This window comes from Pseudomonas sp. M5A4_2d (genome assembly GCF_053345295.1).
The window spans coordinates 1-20,228 of the sequence record NZ_JBKEZW010000001.1 but is presented as its reverse complement, the minus strand read 5'-3'; the positions used below and the strand labels follow the sequence as shown (position 1 = coordinate 20,228).

Annotated in this window: 21 protein-coding genes and 2 pseudogenes; 16 read left to right on the top strand and 7 right to left on the bottom strand. The window is 59.5% G+C overall.

The features are described 5' to 3' along the window. Positions 1-4: 4 nt before the first annotated feature. The 6 genes from ACLBW8_RS00115 (at position 5) to ACLBW8_RS00090 (ending at position 5,399) form a co-directional block, all read left to right on the top strand. The gene (locus tag ACLBW8_RS00115; RefSeq protein WP_017134649.1) at positions 5-883 is read left to right on the top strand and encodes an amino acid ABC transporter permease; all 879 of its coding nucleotides are present in this window, start codon (positions 5-7) and stop codon (positions 881-883) included. A 24-nt stretch (positions 884-907) separates the two neighbouring features. Beyond that, entirely contained in the window at positions 908-1,672 is a 765-nt protein-coding gene (locus ACLBW8_RS00110) for an amino acid ABC transporter ATP-binding protein (protein ID WP_447804274.1), read from the top strand. A gap of 25 nt (positions 1,673-1,697) precedes the next feature. Beyond that, positions 1,698-2,519: an ABC transporter substrate-binding protein gene (locus ACLBW8_RS00105; RefSeq protein ID WP_064453808.1), complete on the top strand. Its 822-nt coding sequence runs from the start codon at positions 1,698-1,700 to the stop codon at positions 2,517-2,519. A gap of 177 nt (positions 2,520-2,696) precedes the next feature. After that, a complete protein-coding gene (locus ACLBW8_RS00100; protein ID WP_259763503.1) occupies positions 2,697-3,872 on the top strand; it encodes an MFS transporter in 1,176 nt (391 codons plus the stop codon). Positions 3,873-3,964: 92 nt separating this feature from the next. After that, positions 3,965-4,912, top strand: a complete 948-nt coding sequence (locus ACLBW8_RS00095) for a hypothetical protein (RefSeq protein ID WP_447804273.1) — start codon at positions 3,965-3,967, stop codon at positions 4,910-4,912. Between the two features lie 106 nt (positions 4,913-5,018). Further along, positions 5,019-5,399 carry a helix-turn-helix domain-containing protein gene (locus tag ACLBW8_RS00090; RefSeq protein ID WP_082895945.1) on the top strand — a complete coding sequence of 127 codons (381 nt, stop codon included), beginning with the start codon at positions 5,019-5,021 and terminating at the stop codon, positions 5,397-5,399. Here ACLBW8_RS00090 and ACLBW8_RS00085 read toward each other — a convergent pair. The 3 genes from ACLBW8_RS00085 to ACLBW8_RS00075 all read right to left on the bottom strand — a co-directional run bounded on the left by ACLBW8_RS00085 (position 5,329) and on the right by ACLBW8_RS00075 (position 7,964). After that, positions 5,329-5,886, bottom strand: a complete 558-nt coding sequence (locus tag ACLBW8_RS00085; protein ID WP_128589733.1) for an AAA family ATPase — start codon at positions 5,884-5,886, stop codon at positions 5,329-5,331. The genes ACLBW8_RS00090 and ACLBW8_RS00085 overlap by 71 nt on opposite strands. A gap of 182 nt (positions 5,887-6,068) precedes the next feature. Then, a complete protein-coding gene (locus ACLBW8_RS00080) occupies positions 6,069-6,797 on the bottom strand; it encodes a hypothetical protein (protein ID WP_447804272.1) in 729 nt (242 codons plus the stop codon). 108 nt (positions 6,798-6,905) lie between these two features. Continuing rightward, positions 6,906-7,964 (bottom strand): MBL fold metallo-hydrolase, encoded by a 1,059-nt coding sequence (locus ACLBW8_RS00075; protein WP_064453814.1) that lies wholly within the window; start codon positions 7,962-7,964, stop codon positions 6,906-6,908. Between the two features lie 122 nt (positions 7,965-8,086). On the opposite strand from ACLBW8_RS00075, the gene ACLBW8_RS00070 reads away from it, so the two are divergent. The 5 genes and pseudogenes from ACLBW8_RS00070 to ACLBW8_RS00050 all read left to right on the top strand — a co-directional run bounded on the left by ACLBW8_RS00070 (position 8,087) and on the right by ACLBW8_RS00050 (position 12,155). Next, complete coding sequence (locus ACLBW8_RS00070; RefSeq protein ID WP_447804271.1) at positions 8,087-8,713, top strand: TetR/AcrR family transcriptional regulator; 627 nt, start codon at positions 8,087-8,089, stop codon at positions 8,711-8,713. Positions 8,714-8,903: 190 nt separating this feature from the next. Then, positions 8,904-9,962, top strand: coding sequence for a diguanylate cyclase (locus ACLBW8_RS00065; protein ID WP_447804270.1), 1,059 nt, complete (start codon positions 8,904-8,906; stop codon positions 9,960-9,962). A gap of 224 nt (positions 9,963-10,186) precedes the next feature. Beyond that, a pseudogene (locus tag ACLBW8_RS00060) lies at positions 10,187-10,996 on the top strand (PAS domain-containing protein); the annotation flags it as partial. Between the two features lie 54 nt (positions 10,997-11,050). Further along, positions 11,051-11,545 (top strand): methyl-accepting chemotaxis protein, encoded by a 495-nt coding sequence (locus ACLBW8_RS00055; protein WP_447805000.1) that lies wholly within the window; start codon positions 11,051-11,053, stop codon positions 11,543-11,545. A gap of 76 nt (positions 11,546-11,621) precedes the next feature. Then, entirely contained in the window at positions 11,622-12,155 is a 534-nt protein-coding gene (locus ACLBW8_RS00050) for a DUF1003 domain-containing protein (RefSeq protein WP_407017282.1), read from the top strand. Here ACLBW8_RS00050 and ACLBW8_RS00045 read toward each other — a convergent pair. Beyond that, positions 12,152-13,036 carry a LysR family transcriptional regulator gene (locus ACLBW8_RS00045; protein ID WP_064453819.1) on the bottom strand — a complete coding sequence of 295 codons (885 nt, stop codon included), beginning with the start codon at positions 13,034-13,036 and terminating at the stop codon, positions 12,152-12,154. The two genes, ACLBW8_RS00050 and ACLBW8_RS00045, sit on opposite strands and share 4 nt — an antisense overlap. Before the next feature lie 80 nt (positions 13,037-13,116). Here ACLBW8_RS00045 and ACLBW8_RS00040 point away from each other — a divergent pair, with 80 nt between their 5' ends. Beyond that, positions 13,117-13,824, top strand: a complete 708-nt coding sequence (locus ACLBW8_RS00040) for a CTP synthase C-terminal region-related (seleno)protein (protein WP_447804269.1) — start codon at positions 13,117-13,119, stop codon at positions 13,822-13,824. Further along, positions 13,821-14,141, top strand: a complete 321-nt coding sequence (locus ACLBW8_RS00035; RefSeq protein WP_064453821.1) for an antibiotic biosynthesis monooxygenase family protein — start codon at positions 13,821-13,823, stop codon at positions 14,139-14,141. Before ACLBW8_RS00040 ends, ACLBW8_RS00035 begins: the two co-directional genes overlap by 4 nt. 72 nt (positions 14,142-14,213) lie before the next feature. On the opposite strand, the gene ACLBW8_RS00030 is transcribed toward ACLBW8_RS00035, so the two are convergent. After that, entirely contained in the window at positions 14,214-14,537 is a 324-nt protein-coding gene (locus ACLBW8_RS00030; RefSeq protein WP_064453822.1) for a DUF2025 family protein, read from the bottom strand. Positions 14,538-14,769: 232 nt separating this feature from the next. Here ACLBW8_RS00030 and ACLBW8_RS00025 point away from each other — a divergent pair, with 232 nt between their 5' ends. Both ACLBW8_RS00025 and ACLBW8_RS00020 read left to right on the top strand, forming a co-directional pair. Further along, the gene (locus tag ACLBW8_RS00025; protein ID WP_221295516.1) at positions 14,770-15,897 is read left to right on the top strand and encodes a glycerophosphodiester phosphodiesterase; all 1,128 of its coding nucleotides are present in this window, start codon (positions 14,770-14,772) and stop codon (positions 15,895-15,897) included. A gap of 99 nt (positions 15,898-15,996) precedes the next feature. Further along, entirely contained in the window at positions 15,997-16,302 is a 306-nt protein-coding gene (locus tag ACLBW8_RS00020) for a PepSY domain-containing protein (protein ID WP_016974715.1), read from the top strand. Between the two features lie 191 nt (positions 16,303-16,493). Here the strand turns inward: ACLBW8_RS00020 and ACLBW8_RS00015 are convergent, their stop codons facing one another. After that, entirely contained in the window at positions 16,494-17,198 is a 705-nt protein-coding gene (locus tag ACLBW8_RS00015; RefSeq protein ID WP_447804999.1) for a methyl-accepting chemotaxis protein, read from the bottom strand. Positions 17,199-17,426: 228 nt separating this feature from the next. Further along, a pseudogene (locus ACLBW8_RS00010) lies at positions 17,427-17,537 on the bottom strand (hypothetical protein); the annotation flags it as partial. Between the two features lie 846 nt (positions 17,538-18,383). Between ACLBW8_RS00010 and ACLBW8_RS00005 the strand changes: the two are divergent. Then, a complete protein-coding gene (locus tag ACLBW8_RS00005) occupies positions 18,384-19,406 on the top strand; it encodes a transporter (RefSeq protein WP_064453826.1) in 1,023 nt (340 codons plus the stop codon). Positions 19,407-20,228: the final 822 nt, after the last annotated feature.

The following is a 20,228-nucleotide window of genomic DNA, read 5'->3' as shown; positions in this document are numbered from 1 at the left end:
CACCATGAACCAAACCCCGGCGGAGCGCTTGGAAGCCGAGCGTAAGTTGTCCGAGAACCAGTTCGATATCACGCAGTACGAGCACGTGCCGCGTCGCTATTACGGGCGGATGTTTTTTGCCACGTTGATCGTCATCGCCCTGGCCGCGTTGTTGCGCGCATTTGCCAATGGCCAGATCGAATGGTCCTACATCGGGCAGTTCCTCACGTCTGAGGCCATCCTGTGGGGCCTGGTCAACACCATCGTCATGTCGATTCTGGCGATGGCACTGGGCGTGGTGATCGGGGTGATCACGGCGATCATGCGCATGTCGGCCAACCCGATCCTGCGGTATGTGGCCATCACCTACACCTGGCTGTTTCGCGGTACGCCGCTGATTCTGCAACTGCTGCTGTGGTTCAACCTGGCGCTGATTTTCCCGGTGATCGCGATTCCGGGCCTGTTCAGCATCGACACCGTCGACCTGATGACGCCGTTCGTGGCCGCCCTGCTCGGCCTCAGTATCAACCAGGGCGCCTACACCGCCGAAGTGGTGCGCGCCGGCTTGCTGTCGGTCGACACCGGCCAGTACGAGGCAGCCAAGTCCATCGGCATGCCGAGCTTGCAAGCGCTGCGTAGGGTGATTCTGCCGCAGGCCATGCGGGTGATCATTCCGCCGGTAGGTAACGAGTTCATCAGCATGGTGAAAATGACCAGCCTGGCCAGCGTGATCCAGTATTCGGAGCTGTTGCACAACGCGCAAAACATCTACTACGCCAACGCCCGGGTCATGGAGCTGCTGATTGTGGCCGGCATCTGGTACCTGGCGGTGGTGACTGTTCTTTCATTTGGTCAAAGCCGCCTCGAGCGTCGTTTTGCCCGCGGCGCCGGCAAGCGTTCGTAAGCCTGGGTTGAGGAGATTTGCCCCATGAGAAGCATCGTCAAGGCCGTCAACCTGAACAAGTATTACGACGAATATCACGCGCTGCGCGACATCAATATCGAGGTCGAGCAAGGCGAAGTGATGTGCATCATCGGCCCGTCCGGCTCGGGTAAAAGCACGCTGTTGCGCTGTGTGAACCAGCTGGAAAAAATCAACAAGGGCGGCCTGTGGGTCGACGGCGAACTGGTGGGTTACCGCGTCGTCGGCAACAAGCTGCATGAGATGAATGAATCACAGATCGCCCGCCAGCGTCTGGCGACCGGCATGGTGTTCCAACGCTTCAATTTGTTCCCGCACATGACCGTGCTGCAGAACATCATCGAAGGCCCGGTGCAGGTGCTCAAGCGCTCGCCCAAGGAAGCCATCGAAGATGCGCTGGAGTTGCTGGCCCGCGTTGGCCTGGCGGACAAGCGCAATGCCTACCCGGTGGAGTTGTCCGGCGGCCAGCAACAGCGTGTGGCCATTGCCCGTGCGTTGGCCATGCGCCCCAAGTTGATGTTGTTTGACGAACCCACGTCAGCCCTCGACCCGGAACTGGTAGGCGAAGTGCTGTCGGTGATGCGCGATTTGGCCACCAGCGGCATGACCATGATTGTGGTCACCCATGAGTTGGGCTTTGCCCGCGAAGTCTCCAACCGCATGGTGTTTATGGACGCCGGCCAGATTGTGGAAGCCGGCAGCCCCGAAGAAATTCTAATAAGCCCACAAAACCCGCGTACCCAAAGCTTTATTTCTGCCGTTCGCACTTAACTAAAAAACTAACGAGAACGCCCCCATGAAAACATTGTTTATCCCAACGTTGCTCGCAGGCCTGATGGCTTCCACCTGTGTATTGGCGGCATTGCCGGCAGCAATCAAGGAAAAAGGCGAGATCAGCGCGGCCATCGTGCCGAACTACCCGCCGATGGACTTCAAGGACACCGCCACCAACAAGCTCACCGGCCTGGACTTCGACCTGGGCAACGCCCTGGCCGAACGTCTGGGCGTGAAGATCAAGTGGCAGGAAACCGGCTTCGAGCAGATGCTCAGCGGCCTGACCACCAAGCGTGTGGACATCGTGCTGTCGGGCATGAGCGACACGGCCGAACGCCAAAAGGCTGTGACCTTCATCGACTACTTCACCAGCGGCCCGCAACTGTACACCCTGGCCAAGCGTGAAGACCTCAAGGAGTTGACTGACCTGTGCGGTAAAAAAGTCGGCACCAGCCGCCGTACTACCTGGCCGTCGGAAATTGCCGCGTGGAGCAAGGAAAACTGCGAAGCGGCGGGTAAGCCGGCCATCGTGGTGATCGGCACTGAAGGCTCGGCGGATGCACGGGCGCAGTTGCAGCAGAATCGCCTGGATGCGGCGATGCAGGGCAGCGAGACGATTCCTTATTTGATGTCGCTGGACAAGGGCAAGTACAAGCCGGTGGGCCTGGCGATTTCCAAGCAGTTCACGGGGCTGGGGATTGAGAAGAGCAACACCGAATTGGTCACGGCGATCAGTGAAGCGTTGCAGGGCATGATTGAGGATGGGACGTACGGCAAGATCCTGAAGAAATGGGACCTGGAGCAGGGTGCGGTCGAGAAAATCAGCATCAACGCCGGCCAGTAAACACCACAAACTCCTGTGGGAGCTGGCTTGCCTGCGATAGCAGTGGATCAGCTTGCATCTACATCGCCTGACTCACCGCCATCGCGGGCAAGCCCGGCTCCCACAGGGGATCTCCATTGAGCTTTAGAACAGTGCTCGGCTCGGCTGCGCATTTATGACAAGGACATCCGCCCCACCGTGGCCACCTACTCCCTGGTAATCCGCCGCCTGATGATCTGCTCGGTGACCATCGTGGTCAGCCGCGCCATGACCAGTCCCTTGCTGGCCTTGCTGCTGAGCACCCGTCTGGGTCTCAATCAACAGGACATCGGCCTGCTGATGGGCATCGCGGTGTTCATCGCCACACTGCTCGGCCTCTACGGCGGCTACATCATCGACCGCCTGGAAAAGCGCAAGCTGCTGATCCTGGCCATGCTCTCCAGCTCCATCGGTTTTCTGTTGCTGACCTTTGCCAGCAACCTCTACCTCACCACCCTGACCCTGGTCATCACCGAAGCCGCGTCGGCATTATTCCTGATCGGCTCCAAGGCCATCATCAGCGAGAACCTGCCCGTCGGGGATCGCGCCAAGGTATTTTCGCTGCGCTACACACTGACCAACGTCGGCTACGCCACCGGCCCGATGGTCGGCGTGGTGATCGCCGGCCACATGCAACTGGCGCCGTTCCTGATCGCCAGCGCTATTGCGTTTGGCAGCCTGTTCCTGATGATCGGCATCCCGCCCACCCAGCGGGACGACAGCAACAAACCCTTAAGTTTTCTGACCACCCTGCGTACGTTGCGCAGCGACCGCACGCTGATCCTGTTCACCAGCGGCAGTTTGTTGAGCACCATTGTCCACGGGCGCTACACCCTTTATCTGTCGCAGTTTTTGCTGGTGGCCTACAAGCCGGCCGAGGCGCTGAAGATTCTGTCGGCGGTGCTGGCCTGCAATGCCATTACCGTGATTTTGATGCAGTACCAGATCGGCCGCTTCCTCAAGCGCGAACAACTGCGCTACTGGATCGTGCTGGGTACCCTGCTGTTCATTGCCGGGCTGATCGGCTTCAGCCAGGCGCACAGCTTGCTCACGTGGTGCCTGGCGATGTTCGTGTTCACCTTGGGCGAGATGATCATCTACCCCTCGGAGTTCCTGTTTATCGACACCATCGCCCCGGATGCCCTGCGCGGCAGCTACTACGGCGCGCAGAATCTGGCCGCGTTTGGCGGGGCGATGAGCCCGGTGATTTGCGGTTATCTACTGATCAATGCGGCACCCGTCAGCATGTTTTATGCCCTCGGCGCACTGACCGCCGTGGGCGGCACCTTGTGTTTCCTGAGTGGAAGGCGTGTAGCCAGCACGCCTCATATCTAAATGTGGAAGCAAGCCCGCTCCCACACTTTTGATCTCCTTAACGGCGAAGTTTTGCGTAATATCCAGCAATTCATCTCACGGACCCGAGCCCCATGAAATTCGACACGGCCTACAGCCTGAGTCTCGATGACAAGCTGTCGATCTACGACGTACGAGACCTGAATTTCGACGAAACGACCGACTTCGACTCCGACAAGGACCGTTTCCTGTGCCCCAACGATGAATGCCGCGCGGCATTTGATACGGGCAATACGTTGAGCACATTCAACGCGAAAAACGTCAATTACCTGCGCACACCGCACTTCAAGAACAAGACCAGCACCCGGCATATCGACGGCTGCCGCTATGCCAGCACGCACAAGACCGCAGCCGGCGAAAGTGACGACGAGCGCGAGGACAATTTCCCATCGGAATTTGTGCTGACACGGCGTCAGTACGAACGTAAAACGCCACGGGTTGGGTCCGAGGCCAGCGCCCCACAAGAGCCAACGAAAGCGCCTTCAACCCGCTCCGAACCATCCCACAGAGCAAGCGATTCAACCCCGGACAAAACCAGCGTATTCGCCCACCCGGTGGAATGCTACGTGTCGAACATCGACGACAAGGACAGGCTCAAGGCCATGCCGCTGAAGATCGGCGAGCACACCGCGACCTACTGGACGTTTTTCAAGAAAATCGAATACCTGCAGGACAACAACGGCCTGATCTACTGGGGCAGGATCAAGGCGATCAAGGACTACACCAGCAGCTTTCGCATCGACTTCGAAAAGAAGGTGTGGCTCGACAAGAAGCCCTACTCGGTCAATGTTTACCTGAGCAAAAAACTCATCGAGAACTACCGCAAGCGCAAGGCGTTCCTTGAGCAGATCAAGGCGGCGGTGGACAGTGAGCGGCCGCTGTACTGCTTCTTCTACGGCGTAACGCCGGCGTTGAAACAGGTGCCCAGCAAGAAGAACCCCGAGCAGACGTTCGGGGTGTTCAGCGCGAATATCGAAAACCTCGATCACCTGATCATTCGGGAGGCGCCAGGGGTGGAATGAGGGATAGCTGAAACGCTATAAAAAAATCCAGTTGATGAGCGGTCAAAACAACTGTACAAAAACACAGTATAGTTTGCCCTCCCCCGTCGAATCCTGGAGAAACCCCATGTCCTCTCTGGCAATGAGCTCTTTCGTAGAACAACAGATCGTCCTGCATCAATTCACCGCCAAGCACAGCGTGCAGGCTCGCGCGATGCTGGGCTGGAGCCGGGAAGACCTGGCCCGCCAGGCCGGGCTGGCGGTGGAAGCGGTTCAACGCTTTGAAAGCCAGGCCGATGCGGCTGATGAAACCCGCTTGGCATTGGCATTTCGGCTGGAGGCTGAAGGGCTGGTGTTTTTCCCGGGGTTTGCGCCGGGGTGGGGCATGAGTGCACGCAGGTTTGACCGCCCCCAGGCCGAGCCCAGCGCACAAGGCATCATTTCGCGACTGATGGGCTCAACAGCGGCATCAATTGATTCACCAACGCCGCAACCGAATGGTGCGTAGAGTCCAGCCGGATCACCGGGCAGGTCAATGGTTTCAGCCAGCTTTCATGCCGACGCAGGCTGCGTAGGCTGTGGTTGCCGTCATCGTAACGGGCAGCCCAGGCGAGGAAAGCCACGCTGTTTTCATGGCGGCTGCCTCCCGCCAGTACCCGGTCGCCGTAGCGTTGCACTTCACGCAGGCGCAGGCGGCTCAGGCGTATTTGCGGGTCCACACGCAGGAATACCACATGCGTGAACTGCGGGATCATGGCATCGCCCCAGCCGCACAGTGAGCCGGACACCACCCAGCCCTCGAGGTTGGCACTCTGCTCCACCAGCAGGCGGGTGCGTTCATCCCTCAGCCGAGCGACGGTGAAGGGCTCTGAAGTTTGCTGCCAGTAGAAGTCGTCGGAGTCAAAATAAGCGACATTCAGGCATTCGGCCAAGGCCCTTCCCAAGCTTGTGGTACCGGCACCCGCCGCGCCGAGAATGTGGACTCTGTAGGTCATGGCTTCCCTCAATGGCATTGAGTGTCATCAGTCAGGCTTGCCGCGCCCGGCGCAACATTTAAAGCCCAGGTTTCGCGCTGATTTGAGCCACCTGCTCGACGCTAGTCTAAGAACTGCAGCCCCTAAGACGTTAAGACCCTCGCCACTCACATCGTAGGAGAGTTCAGCGCGCCACGTAGTTGCTACGGATGGCCTGACACGCAAGCGCTCATCTGTCGAAACGCGCACAGCAGCGTGGGCAGCGCATCACGCGCCCACCGGGCGCCATACACCCAGAGTTTGGCCCCCTCTTCCAAGGGTTCGCACAGCGAGGGATACCCGTTTGTACAAGCCCCGTGAAACGCGGCGCTCTGCTCGTCAGATACCAAGGCGTCCAGGCGATGCGCGGTCACCAGCTCATCAATTTCATTAGAACGCTGCAGGCTGAATTGAAGGTTGTAACTCTCACGTCGGGCGTCCACCGGCACCAATTGCGCACCGGCCTGACGCAGAACCTCAAAGGCACGGCGCAAAGCCGCGCTGTGTTCGACGGGTTCGCGATGATCGCCGCACACATACCGATCCGCAAACCCGATGCGCCACCCCGACAGCATTTGGGAAGGCGTGAAGGTGGTGTTGTTCAGCACCAGGGGGACCTCCACCATCACCGGCCCAGTGGGGTCGACATCACTCACGGCGATGAGGGATAAGGCAGGGTCCCGCACGGCTCGCATGAGTGGCGCCAGGGTGTTATAGCCAGGAATGGGCGCGACGCCCCTGGAGTGCTCGGCAGCGAAGACGATACCCGCCAGGTTCGCTTTATCGGGGTGAGAATGAACGGGCACATGCGCCGAGCTCATCTCTTCGCCAGTCAATGGCTCCAGGTGACAGGGCATACCCAATTGCCAATGCGTCCTACAATCTTTTTCCATCAAAACCTGCACCCCGGGAATAACTTTCCCGGGATGATCGCACTCTCATCTGGCGTTTGTCGCAGGGCGGAAACACCCTGAAAAGACCTTTTTTAAAAGCCCCTTGCCTCAGCCCGCAGCGTGCTCTTGCGCGCCTTGAGTTTCCACGTCCAACCACCAGGCATGCCCGCGTTCGGGCTGGTTCAAGCTGAACGCCTGCCCCATCGCCGGCGTGGTAATCGACACGTTGCGCTCCCAGGCCAGGGCCATGATGCGGTCGAACGGTTCGTGCCAGGCGTGAAACGCCAGGTCAAAGGTGCCATTGTGAATCGGCAGCAGCCAGCGGCCCTTGAGGTCGATATGGGCTTGCAGGGTCTGTTCCGGCTGCATGTGCACGTGGGGCCAATCGACGTTGTAAGCGCCTGTTTCCATCAACGTCAGGTCAAACGGGCCATATTGTTCGCCGATACGTTTGAAGCCATCGAAGTAACCCGTGTCGCCGCTGAAAAAGATCCGCCGCGCGCCGTCGATCATTACCCAGGAACACCACAAGGTCTGGTTGCCATCAAACAGGCCGCGCCCAGAAAAATGCTGCGCCGGCGAGGCGATAAACCGAATGCCATCGACCTCGGTGCCTTCCCACCAATCCAGTTGCCGGACTTTGCTGGCATCCACGCCCCATTTGACCAGAAGGTCGCCCACGCCTAACGGCGCGAGAAAGTAACGGGTTTTGTCGGCCAGTTGGACCACGGCGTTGCGGTCAAGGTGGTCGTAATGATTGTGGGAAAGAATCACCGCCTCCAGCGGCGGCAAGTCTTCAAGGCTGATAGGCGGCTGGTGGAAGCGCTTGGGGCCGGCCCAACTGAACGGTGAGGCACGTTCGGCGAACACCGGGTCGGTGACCCAGAATTTACCGCGCATTTTCAGCAGTACGGTGGAATGCCCCAGGCGGAACACGCTGTGATCGGGAGCGGCCAACAGCAACTCACGCGTCAAGGCTTGCACCGGGATCTTGCCCACCGGGCGCGTACTGCGCGGCTTGTTGAACAGCATGTTCCAGAAAATACGCAACGTCTTGCCAAAGCCGCCATGCTGAACCGGGGCGTCGTTGCTGAAATTTCCTTGCGCCTGCTCGGCAGGCTTGAGCGCCGCAGGCGCTGGGTCGAGACGGGTTGATATCGTGGCCATTGCAGAGTGACTCCTACGGTCCGCTCATGAACTACACTGCACAGTGTAGTTTCTAGATTGCAACAAAACGCGAAGCAAGTAAACTACCGAGTGTAATTTCCTCTAAGAGCCGAACGCCCCCCATGACTGCTCCCCTGCGCCTCACCGACCGTAAACGCGAAGCCATCGTGGCAGCTGCCATCGCCGAGTTTCGGGCTAACGGGTTCGAGGTCACCAGCATGGACAAAATCGCCGCCACTGCAGGTGTTTCCAAGCGCACGGTGTACAACCACTTCCCCAGCAAGGAAGAGTTGTTCGCAGAAATCCTCCACCAATTGTGGGCCAGCAGCGTTGCGCAGTTGGACGTGAGCTACGCCAGCGACCGACCGCTGCGCGATCAATTGCGCGGGTTACTGCAAGCGAAGATGCAGATGATGTCGGACACCAATTTCCTCGACCTCGCCCGTGTCGCGATTGCCGCCACTATCCATTCCCCGGAACGCGCGCAAGACATGGTCAACCGTCTGAGTAAACGCGAAGAAGGCTTCACCCAATGGGTACGTGCCGCACAGGACGATGGCCGACTTTCCTGCACCGACCCGGCCTTCGCTGCCCACCAGATACAAAGTCTGCTCAAAGCATTCGCCTTTTGGCCGCAAATCACCCTGGGCCAACCTGTCCTGGATGCCGCCAGCCAGGCGAACGTGATCGAATCGGCTATCGACCTGTTCCTGGCAGGTTATGAAGTCAGCACTCCCCGCCCGCAGTAAAACCCGATTGCATGAGCAACATTCCGGGCCCTTTTGGCGCTTTCACCCGTTGTGCTGCGCAAATGGCTTGGAAGGACACTGATTATTCCCACTCGAATAACTGACAATATTCACACTTATTATTCGAGCAACGGCTCTAACCGCTGACGCATGCTGTTGCATCTGCACAAAAGAGCTGACCCGGAACACTATGGAAAACAGATTAGGCAAAGGGCTGTCATTTGCCAGACGTATCTACAAGCCAAGAATCATCGGCCTGGGGGTTGGTTGTATCAGTGTCGTCGGCGCTCTTTACCCTCTGGCGATGCCAGGCTGGGTCTGGGCGTTCCTGCTATTCAATGGTTTTGCCTGGGCACATGTGGCGTACCAAGTGTCCGTTCACTCGCCGTTTCCGTACCAAGCCGAACAGCGCAACCTGCTTTATGACTCGTTGTTCGTCGGCTTCTGGGCCGCCGCCGCCCAGTTCAGCCCTCTGACGGCCGTGACCATTATGTCAATGATGACCATGAACAATGTCGCCGCCGGCGGCAAGCGCCTGTTTCTGCGCGGGCTGCTGGCACAGGCCGCCGGCGTCGGCATGGCGTGGGGCTTGTTCGGCATCAAGTTCAACCCCAGCGTCAGCCTCATCCAGGTCTACACCTGCCTGCCGATGTTGGCGCTCTACCCGGTGGCCATTGGCATGGTCTGCTATCAGTTGGCGATCAAGCTGTCGGAACACAAGCGCGCCCTCAGTGCCCAGAGCCGCATCGACAGCCTGACCGGCCTGCTCAACCATGGTTCGTGGAAAGACCTGCTGAACCTCAAGTTCCATAAGTGCCAGCAGCAACACGGCCAAGCCACGATCGCCCTGATCGATATCGATCACTTCAAGCAGATCAATGACACTTACGGCCATATCGTCGGGGATGCGGTATTGCGTCAGTTGAGCCAGAAATTACGCCTGCACCTGCGACAAAACGACTTGGCTGGCCGTTATGGCGGCGATGAGTTCTGTGTGATTCTTCCGCAAATGCCGCTTGAAGAAGCGGCGCAGGTCATGGAACACATACGCGAACTATTTAGTAACTATCGTAATCCGCAGATCCCTGAGCTGCGCGTGAGCCTGAGTATCGGCCTGGCAGACTTCCGCCCCGTCTACAGCGATGCCGCCATGTGGCTCAACGCCGCGGATCGCGCGCTGTACGCGGCCAAGGACACAGGCCGTAACCGGGTTACTGTCAGCGACTACGTCATCGCTCATTCCGCCTAAGTTGTCATACAACATCTCGTCTGAATCTTCTGTCAGCACCCCACAGCGATAGCATAATGCCTCCATTGGTCGCCTACCCCATGATGGTCCTGCTCTGGCAGCGAACTTCTTGGCAGGCTTATCACTCTGAGTCCGTTGTTCAACCCCCTCTGTCAGCATCAGGAAGCTGACAATGAGCAAGTCAACCGTAAGGCCCAGGGCCGTACGGGGTCAGGCGCACATTCATGGATACTTTAGACGCGTGCTTCCCCGAGCCCTCGAACATGCTATTCAACGCCCATAAAAAAACCATCAGTACCCTGCAACACACCAACGCCCAGCAAGCCAGCATGCTGGATGCCATCGAACGCTCCATGGCAGTGATCGAATTCGACCTGCAGGGCGTCGTGCTGCGGGCCAATGACAACTTCCTCAAGACCATGGGCTACCGCGCCGAACAGATCGTGGGCCAGCCCCACCGAATGTTCTGCACGCCCGCCTTCGCCCGCAGCGCCGAGTACAACCAGTTGTGGACGCAATTGCGCAATGGCCAATTTCAGTCCGGCACCTTCGAACGGGCGGCTGGCAGCGGACAGTCGGTGTGGCTGGAGGCCAGCTACAACCCGGTGCGCAATGACACGGGCCAGGTGATCAAAGTGGTGAAGTACGCCATGGACGTCACACCGCGCCTGCAAACCGAAAGCGAAGCCAACGCCAAACTGGGCGCCATCGACCGCGCCATGGCGGTGATCGAGTTCAACCTCGACGGCACCATCATCACGGCCAACGGAAACTTCCTGCAGCGCATGGGTTACACCCTGTCGCAGATCCAGGGCCAGCATCACCGCGTATTCTGCAAACCGGAGCTGGCGAATAGCTCGGCATACAGCGAGTTCTGGAAACGTTTGAACCAGGGCGAGCTGTTCAGCGGCCAGTTCGAGCGCATTGATAAAAACGGCCAGACCGTGTGGCTCGAAGCCAACTACAACCCGGTCTACGACGCCAGCGGGCGCCTGTGCAAAGTGGTCAAATTCGCCTCCGACGTCACCGCCAGGGTGCAACAACATGCCGCCGACGCCGCGAGCGCCAATCAGGCGTACCACATCTCCATGAACACCCGGGACATTGCCGAAAAAGGCGCGGACGTGATTCAGCAAACCGCCAGCGGCATGCGCGCGATTGCTGCCGACATTGACGGTTCCTCGCAACTGATCGCCAAGCTGGGTGAGCGTTCGCAACAAATCACCGCCATCGTCAACACCATTCGCGGGATTGCCGACCAGACCAACTTGCTGGCGCTGAACGCGGCCATCGAAGCGGCGCGCGCCGGTGAGCAAGGCCGTGGCTTTGCCGTGGTGGCCGATGAAGTACGGCAATTGGCGGCACGTACCAGCGGCTCGACGGCGGAAATTTCCAGCATGATCGCGATGATCCAGGACGAAACCCGCCAAGCCATCGAGAGCATGGACAGCACCCGCGACCGTGCGGCGCTTGGGGTCGACCTGGCCAACCGTGCAGGCACGGTCATCCTGCAAATTCGCGAGGGCACTACCGAGGCGGTGCAAGCGGTGAGCGCGTTTGCCAACGAGCGGGGCAATCACTGACCGGTTCTTCATGTGCCTGGCTGGGGGCTCGGTCTATAGTGCTTGCTTGTCTTAACGCTTAGGATTCGAGCCCGCCATGACCCCAGACGTCACGCCCCCTGCAAAGCCGCAAGCTGCGCCCGTCGACCACTTGCGTTTCCACCGAGGCCACGCCCACCTGGCGACGACCTTCGGCAACGACACGTTCGCCCTGAAGGCCGAAGCCTTCGCGCGCTTCTTTGGCACCCCGACGTTCCTCGGCGCGCAAACCGTGATCGTCCTGGTGTGGATCGTGCTGAACATCACCGGCATCACCCAATTCGACGTGTACCCGTTCATCCTGCTCAACCTGGCTTTCAGCCTGCAAGCTGCCTATGCCGCGCCATTGATCCTGCTGGCCCAGACGCGTCAGGCCGCCCGCGACAAAGCCCAGTCCGATGCCGACGCGCAACACCGCGAAGCCATCGCCATCGCCAACACCGAACGCCAGGCCCAGGCCGAACAGACCACCCAGCAACTGCTGGATTTGCTGGAGCAGAACACGCGGCTGACGGAAATGACCAAGAAGCTCACCGAGCGTATTGAGACCCTGACGTGCGAAATGCATGAACACTTTGTGCGAAAACCCTAACGACGCGACCAGCGCACATGCCGTCCCAATTCATCAAACAACGCGACCACCGAACGCAGCGCCCGGCAATCCGGGCGCGTCAACAACCACAGCGCCGTGTCACGTCCCGCCAGAGTGGGGCCCAAGGGCTGCAAACCATCCGCCAGTAGAAAATCCGGCAGCGCAGCCACCCCCAGGCCCGCGCGCACCAGTTCGGTGACCGACAACATGCTGTTGCAGCGATAACTGGGGCGCACACCCGGCAAGTGCTCGCGGCGCCAGGCGACGGTGGGGTGGTCGGGCAGGAAGTCATCCGGTGCGATCCAAGCCAAATCAGCCAGCTCCCGCCCTTCGTGCCGCCGCACGAAATCCGCACTGGCGCACACCTGATAGGCCACCGTGCCCAGGCAACGGCCGACAAGATGTTCCGGCGGTGTCTTGGTCAGGCGCAGGGCGATATCCGCATCGCGACGGCTGAGGTTGGCAAAATCGTTGGAGGTGCTCAGTTCCAGCGTCAACGCCGGGTAATCGGGCATGAACCGCGCCAACGCCGGCAACAGCAGGCCTTGCAACACTGAGTCGGTGCAGGTCAGGCGCACGGTACCGCTGATCACTTCACCGCCCTGCTCCACCCCAATGCGCGCCGCCTCCAACGCTTGTTCTGCATGCTCGGCCTGCTGCGCCAGATTGCTGGCCAAGCTGGTGGGCAGGTAGCCGGCGCGGCTTTTTTCAAACAAGGTCTGGCCCAGCGCCGCTTCCAATCGCCGCACCGCGCGGAACACCGTGGACACATCCACCCGCAACAGTGCCGCGGCCCGTGCCAGGGTGCCGCCGCGAACCAGAGCGAGGATCAGCGACAGGTCGGAGTAGTCAATTTGATAGTGCGTGGCTGCATTGAGCATATGGGCAAACGCCAATTTTGATTGCGTGAGCGCCAATCTATAGTGTGACCCAGGACACAACAAGCCATGGGACGTACACGATGAAAGCCACAACCCTGCACCTCGCCCTGATCGGCGATTACAACCCCGACGTGATTGCACACCAGGCGATACCCGTGGCGCTGCAACAAGCAGCCGACACCTTGGGCTTGAGCGTTCACGTGCAATGGCTCGATACCGACTCGATCACCCCCGCCCGCGAACTGCATGGCTTTGACGGCTTCTGGTGTGTGCCCGCCAGCCCCTACCGCGACACCGACGGCGCATTGCGCGCGATCCGTTTTGCCCGCGAGCAACGGCGCCCTTTCCTCGGCACTTGCGGTGGTTTTCAACACGCGGTGCTGGAATATGCCCGCCACGTGCTGGGATGGGCGGATGCGGAACACGGCGAGCTGGCGCCCGAGGCCAAGCGCGCGGTGATAACGCCACTGAGCTGCACGCTGGTTGAGGCCACCGACACTGTGCGTCTGGCCCCCTACACCCGCATCGCCGAGGCCTACGGTACGCTGGATATCCACGAAGGCTATCGCTGCCGCTACGGCGTGAACCCGGACTTCGCCAGTGCCCTGCTCGAAGGCGACTTGATCCCCAGTGGCCATGACTCGGCGGGCGATTTGCGCGCCGTAGAACTGCTGGACCACCCGTTTTTCGTCGCCACCCTGTTCCAGCCGGAACGCGCAGCACTCAAGGGCGTCACTCCGCCGTTGGCGCTTGCCTTGCTCAAGGCCTGCCAGGCGGTGTACCGATGATCGCCAACACGCCCGCTGCCCCCTATTACGCGGTGATTTTCAGCTCATTGCGCACCGAGGGTGATCAAGGCTACGGCCAGGCGGCTACCCGCATGCTTGAACTCGCGCGCGAACAACCGGGATTTCTGGGGGTGGAATCGGCACGTGAAGACGGCTTGGGGATCACCGTGTCCTACTGGAACAGCGAGGCGGCGATCCTGGCCTGGAAACAGCAAGCCGAACATCGCGCCGTGCGCGAGCAAGGGCGTGCGACCTGGTATTCGGCATGCCATACGCGCGTGTGCAAAGTGGAGCGGGCCTACCTGTTTGAGCGCTGAAAATGTGCTCCTGTGGGAGCTGGCTTGCCAGCTCCCACCTTGGGTCTTCATCGTCTGTAGAGCAGCGTTCGCTTAGCTGACCAAACTGCGCAATGCGCTGATCTGCGGGATTTCCACCCGGCGCATGTACACGCGCAATGGCTCGCTGATGTTAATGCGGTCGTCAATGTTCTGGTCCAGCAACAACTGAAGGCGTTCGCGGGACAGGGTCATGGTGTCGTCGGCGGCGGGTAGCCAGACAAACTCAGCGGTGGGAATGATGCCGTCATCGGCCACATCCATGCCGAAAGAGTCTTCGCTGAAACGCACGATGTACTGGCCGGTTTTGCGGTTAAGGCCGACAAAACCGTGGAGGTGGTCGGCCGCCTGGCAGATAAGTTCGGACGTGATGCGCATGGTAAACCTCACTGAAAAGTCCCACTGGGACTGGAAAGATGGTTTACACGCGTGGCAGAAAATACCGCCCTCTAATGGGGCAGCTTGGTCCAAGAATACTGCAATGCACCACAAAAAAACCCAGAAAAATGGCCACTGCGCACGTTAATGTCGGTTTGGTGATAGCGCCTTTCGCAATCAATTGTTAAAAAGGACGCCTTCTCAAAGTTACCTCCACGAAAGGACTTCGCATATGCCTGTCACGTTTTCCAAGAGCGCCTTGCTGCTCGCTCTGATGCTCGGCCTTGGCCAGGCACAGGCTGCCGACCCGATCAGCCCGGCTGAATTGGCGACAAACGAAGGCATTCCGTACCCGGCCGTCATCGCCCACCGTGGCGCTTCCTACGACGCCCCCGAATCAACCGCCGCTTCCTACAAGCTCGCACGCGACCTGGGTGCCGACTACCTGGAAATGGACCTGCAACGCAGCAAGGACGGCGTGCTGTTCGCCCTGCACGACAACAACCTGCAGCGCACCACCGACGTGGCCACCAAATTCCCGGAGCGCAAAGACGCTACCGCCAACGAATTCACCTGGGCTGAATTACGCACCCTGGACGCCGGCAGCTGGTTCAACGCCGCCTACCCGGACCGCGCCCGCCCGGCGTTCGTTGGCTTGAAAATCCAGAGCCTGGACGAAATCATCAAGATCGCCGAAGGCAACCCGCAGCACAAACCCGGCCTGTACATTGAGACCAAAGAGCCCAAGCAATTCCCGGGCATCGAAGCCGACCTGAAAAACAAGCTGCTGGACAAGGGCTGGTTGAGCTCCGCCGGCTCCAAGCTGGGCAAGAGCAACACGGGTGTGGGCCAGGGCAAAGGCCGTGTGGTGCTGCAAACGTTTGAAAAAGACAGCTTGAAAGAGCTGCAGAAAGAAATGCCGAACACCCCGAAAATCCTGTTGCTGTGGGTGGGCCCAGGCAGCATCGAGCCGAAATCCGCGCAGACCTTCGCTGAATCCGGCGAGCCGACCAAAGCCGCTTACTACGCCAAGCAAGAGCCGAAAGACGCGGCCGAGTTCGAAAAATGGGTCGATGAGGCCAAGAGCCTCGGCGCCATCGGCACTGGCCCTTCGGCCGAGCTGACCAACCATGGCGACCAGAGCTACACCGACCTGGTGAAGCCTGAGATGAACAAGCTGACCCACGACAAGGGCCTGCTGGTGCACGTCTATACCGTCGATGAGCCGGTGGACTTCGAAAAAGTGATGAAAGCCGGCGTCGATGGCATTTTCACCAACCGCGCCGCCGAACTGCTGAAGTTCTACAAGCGCTGGCCGTCCTCGAGTGTGCAGGATTTGCTGAAGGACAACGGCTACTGAGTGAGTCGGGCTTTGGTGTCAGTGCGCCATTAAGGATGAGTTAAGTTGCGCCGGTTAATCTGGCGCCACTTAAACAGCTCACCCAGAAGGACATACACCATGAAAACCCTGACCGCCCTGTTCGCCGCAACCGCCCTGACCCTGACTGCCGGCCTGGCCCAGGCTGACGTTCGTCCGGATCACATTGAAGGCCTGCTCAAGTCCGGCGCCGTCATGCCGTTTGAGAAACTCAATGCCGCCGCCGTGGCCACCCACGCCGGAGCGAGCATCACCGACACTGAGCTGGACCACAAAAACGGTGTACTGGTTTACGAAGTTGACCTGACCGACACCGCCGGCAAGCGCTTTGAAGTGAAGCTCGACGCCAAGACCGGCGCCGTGCTGGAAAACAAGCAAGACACCTGAGTCAACTGCCAAAAAAACCGCGCCACGTTTAACGTGGCGCGGTTTTTTTATGGGCGCTCGCCAAGTGATCAGTGATCATGACCGGCCTGGGGTTATACATCGTCGAGCAGAACGCCCAGGCCCACGGCGGTGAACTGAGCGTGTCCACCTAGCAGGGCACGGTGTTCAGCTTCAGCCTGCCGCCCCTCTGATCAGGCGCCCAGACGCGCCGTCACTTGATTGAGCTCGGCCGACAACCCTCGCAGGTTCTGGCTGGCCGCTTCAGTGCGCTGCACATTGTCCATGTTCGCCGTGGCCACAGTGGTGATTTGCGTGATATTGCGCGAGATATCTTCGGCCACCGAGGTCTGCTCCTCGGCTGCCGTGGCGATCTGGCGATTCATGTCACGGATCGCCTCTACGGCCAGCGTGATGTGATTGAGCATCGCACCGGCCTGGGAGACTTTTTCCACACTCTCATCGCTGCACGACTGGCCACTGACAATCGCCTCGGCCGCATCCACCGCGCCGGTTTGCACCGCGTGGATAATCTGGTTGATCTCGATGATCGACGCCGCCGTGCGTTGCGCCAGGCTGCGCACCTCATCGGCCACCACCGCAAACCCACGGCCCGCTTCGCCTGCCCGCGCCGCTTCAATGGCGGCATTGAGCGCGAGCAGGTTGGTTTGCTCGGCGATGCCGCGGATCACTTCCAGCACTTTGCCAATGCGCACGCTGTCGGTTTCCAGGCGACGGATGATGGTGCCGGTGTTGAGGATTTCATTGCGCATCTGGCCAATGGTGGCGATGGTGACCTTCATCACTTCGCCACCTTCGCGGGCCGAATGATCCGCCTCATCGGCGGCGCGCGAGGCACTGGCCGCGTGGCGTGCAACCTCTTGGGCGGTGGCTGACATCTCGGTCATGGCGGTGGCCACCTGGTCGGTGCGGTTGAATTGTTCATGGGTACCGTTCGCCATCTGCCCGGCGATCGAACTCAACTCGCCGCTGGCACTTACCAGGTCGGTGGCACTGCGCTGCAAGCGGTTGAAGGTTTCGGCGAGGAAGTCACGCAGCGTATTGGCCGCGGCGGCCAGATGGCCCAGTTCATCCTGACGGCGACTGGCGACACGTTCGGCAAAACGACCGTGGCTCAGTTGGGTCACGTAGTCGATCAGGCCGCGAATCGGCAGGATCAGGTTGCGGTTGATCAGCCACAAGCTGAACAGACCGATCACCACACCCGACAGCAACATGATTGCCAGCCCCACCATCACCGTGCGTTCGGTATAGGCGCTGATGGCTTGGGACTGCTGGCTGCCCTGCGCGCGCAGGTCACTGACCAGGGTGCTCATCTGCTCGCTGGTGGCACGGTCCACACCTTTGACAGCGTTGTCGCCGGCAGTCGGGTCGGCACCGGCAGCCATGTAGGCATCACGCCCCTTCTGGTAAGCCACACCCAACTGCAAGTGTTCCTGGCGCAGGCTGTCAATGCGCCGGCTCAGGCCGGGGTCATTCTGAGTCTGGCTGACCAGCCGAGTGAGAATGCCCTGCACATCGCGTTGCCGGTCCTGGAACTGGCCCCAGTATTTTTCCAGGTCCTGGGGCTGTTTGCCGCGCAGCAATACGTTTTTCCACTCCTGCACTTGCACCTTGAATTGCAGGTTGGCTTCGTCAATCAATTGAGAGGTGAGCAAGGGCCCATCGATCAGGCTGCGATAACTTTGCACGCCGTTAGAGAGGAAGTTGAAACAAGCCAGTGCGATCAACAAAATCGCCAGCAGACTGCCGCTGAGCAGCGACAAAATTTGTGCTCTCAAGGAAGTGCGCAAAATATTCATGGGGAGAAGCCTCAAAACAAGGAAAAAGGTGCAAGCACGCCATAACGTCCCTGTCATCAAGGCTCAGCCCATTCGCAGCGGTCCTTATGCCTTGAATCGGCTGCGCTAGACGCTTCTTGAACGGTGACAGACGGGCGGTCAATAAAATGTCATCTAAACGAAAGAAACCGCAAAGCGTCACAATTTTGTCAAATTTCCTTGCAATGATTCGCCCACGCGAACCTGTGAAACGTCCTACAGGCGCTTTCTCTGCGAGCCTCCATGAACCACAGCATCGACCACGGCCATCAGGATCCCGATCTGTTTGGCCTGCTTTACGGTTTTCGTTTTCGCCCCGGTGAAAAAGGTGAGCAGATTGACTCAGCGACTGCGCTGGCGGCGTTGAAAGCACCGCAAGACCCGGAAGAGTTCCTCTGGCTGCACCTGAATCTGGCTCACGCGGCGTGCGAGCGCTGGATGAAGGCCAACCTGGCATTGCCGGATGAGTTTTTCGAAGCCCTGCACGAAGGCTCGCGCTCCACCCGTATCGAGCATGTCGACTCGGCCCTGCTGGCGGTGGTCAACGACGTGGTGTTCAACTTCAGCAGCATGGTCTCCTCGGATATCTCCACGCTGTGGGTGTGCGCCCGCAGCCGCTTGCTGGTGAGTGCGCGCCTGCAACCGTTGCACTCGGTGGATAAATTGCGCTCGTCGGTGAAGGCCGGTGAACGCTTCCGTTCGCCGCTGGAATTGTTGGTGCATTTGTTGCGCGACCAGGGCGAAGTGCTGACGCAGATCGTGCGTAAAACCAGCCTAAGCGTCGACCAAATCGAAGACCAGTTGCTGTCCTCACGCCTCTCCACCAACCGCGCCGAACTCGGTGCTGCGCGCCGCGTGCTGGTGCGCCTGCAACGCCTGCTGGCGTTGGAACCGGGGTCGCTGCTGCGCCTGCTCAATCGCCCGCCGCAGTGGCTGCAAAAAGAAGACGTGAAGGAATTGCGCAAATCCACCGAGGAGTTTGCACTGATCATTAACGACCTGATGGCCTTGGGCGAGCGCATCAAGCTGTTGCAGGAAGAGATCGCCGCCAACCTCAACGAGCAAAGCAACCGCACGCTGTTCACCCTCACGGTGGTGACGGTGCTGGCGCTGCCGATCAATATCATTGCCGGTTTTTTCGGCATGAACGTGGGGGGCGTGCCGCTGTCGACTGACCCGGAAGGGTTTTGGATTCTGGTGGCGTTGGTGGCGACGTTTACCTTGATTGCCGGGCGCTGGGCGTTCCGCAAACGCAAAGATTACTGAACCCCATCTCGACCTGAAAGGGGATCAAGTGTGGGAGCTGGCTTGCCTGCGATAGCGGAGTTTCAGTCGACAAATATATTGACTGAACCACCGTCATCGCAGCATAGGTATCTACACATCTTTTTTTACGGGTTGAGTGCTGTGGTTGTCGGGGGGCGCTGAGTACATATCCGTTGTTTGGGTTACGGCTGACATGGGTTCCGCCCTTACGGCGGGTCACTTTTGGCAAACGCCCCAAAAGTAACCAAAAGGGCTCTTGCCCCACCACTCGGCACCTCGCTTAGGCTCGGTGTGCCCTCACTCCGGCTTTGGACCGTGGGCCGCCGCCATGGGCCATCCTTGGCCCATCGCGGCTAACCCGGCGTCCTGCCAGCGTGGTTAACGGGGCGCCTAAGATCAACAGCAGATCAAGATCAAAAGCAGAGCACGGCGGCCTGGTAGCCGACCTGAGTGGTTAGATCAAAAGCAAAGCTGAGGCGGCCTTACAGCCGACCTGATCTTGGAAACTGAACCCAATCAAATGTGGGAGCGGGCTTGCTCGCGAATACGGTGTGTCAGTCAACTTATTTGTGACTGACACACCGCATTCGCGAGCAAGCCCGCTCCCACAGTTGGATCTCATTACATCAGGTAGCAGTAGTGTCGCTCTGCCCAGCTATTGATCTGCTTTTGCTTCTACCACTCAGGTCGGCTACTAGGCCGCCGTGCTCTGCTTTTGATCTGCTGTTGATCTTGATCTGACAGGCCCCGTTAACCACGATGGCCGAACGCAGGCTTGAATCCGTGGCTAACCCGGCAGGACGCCGGGTTAGCCGCACTGGG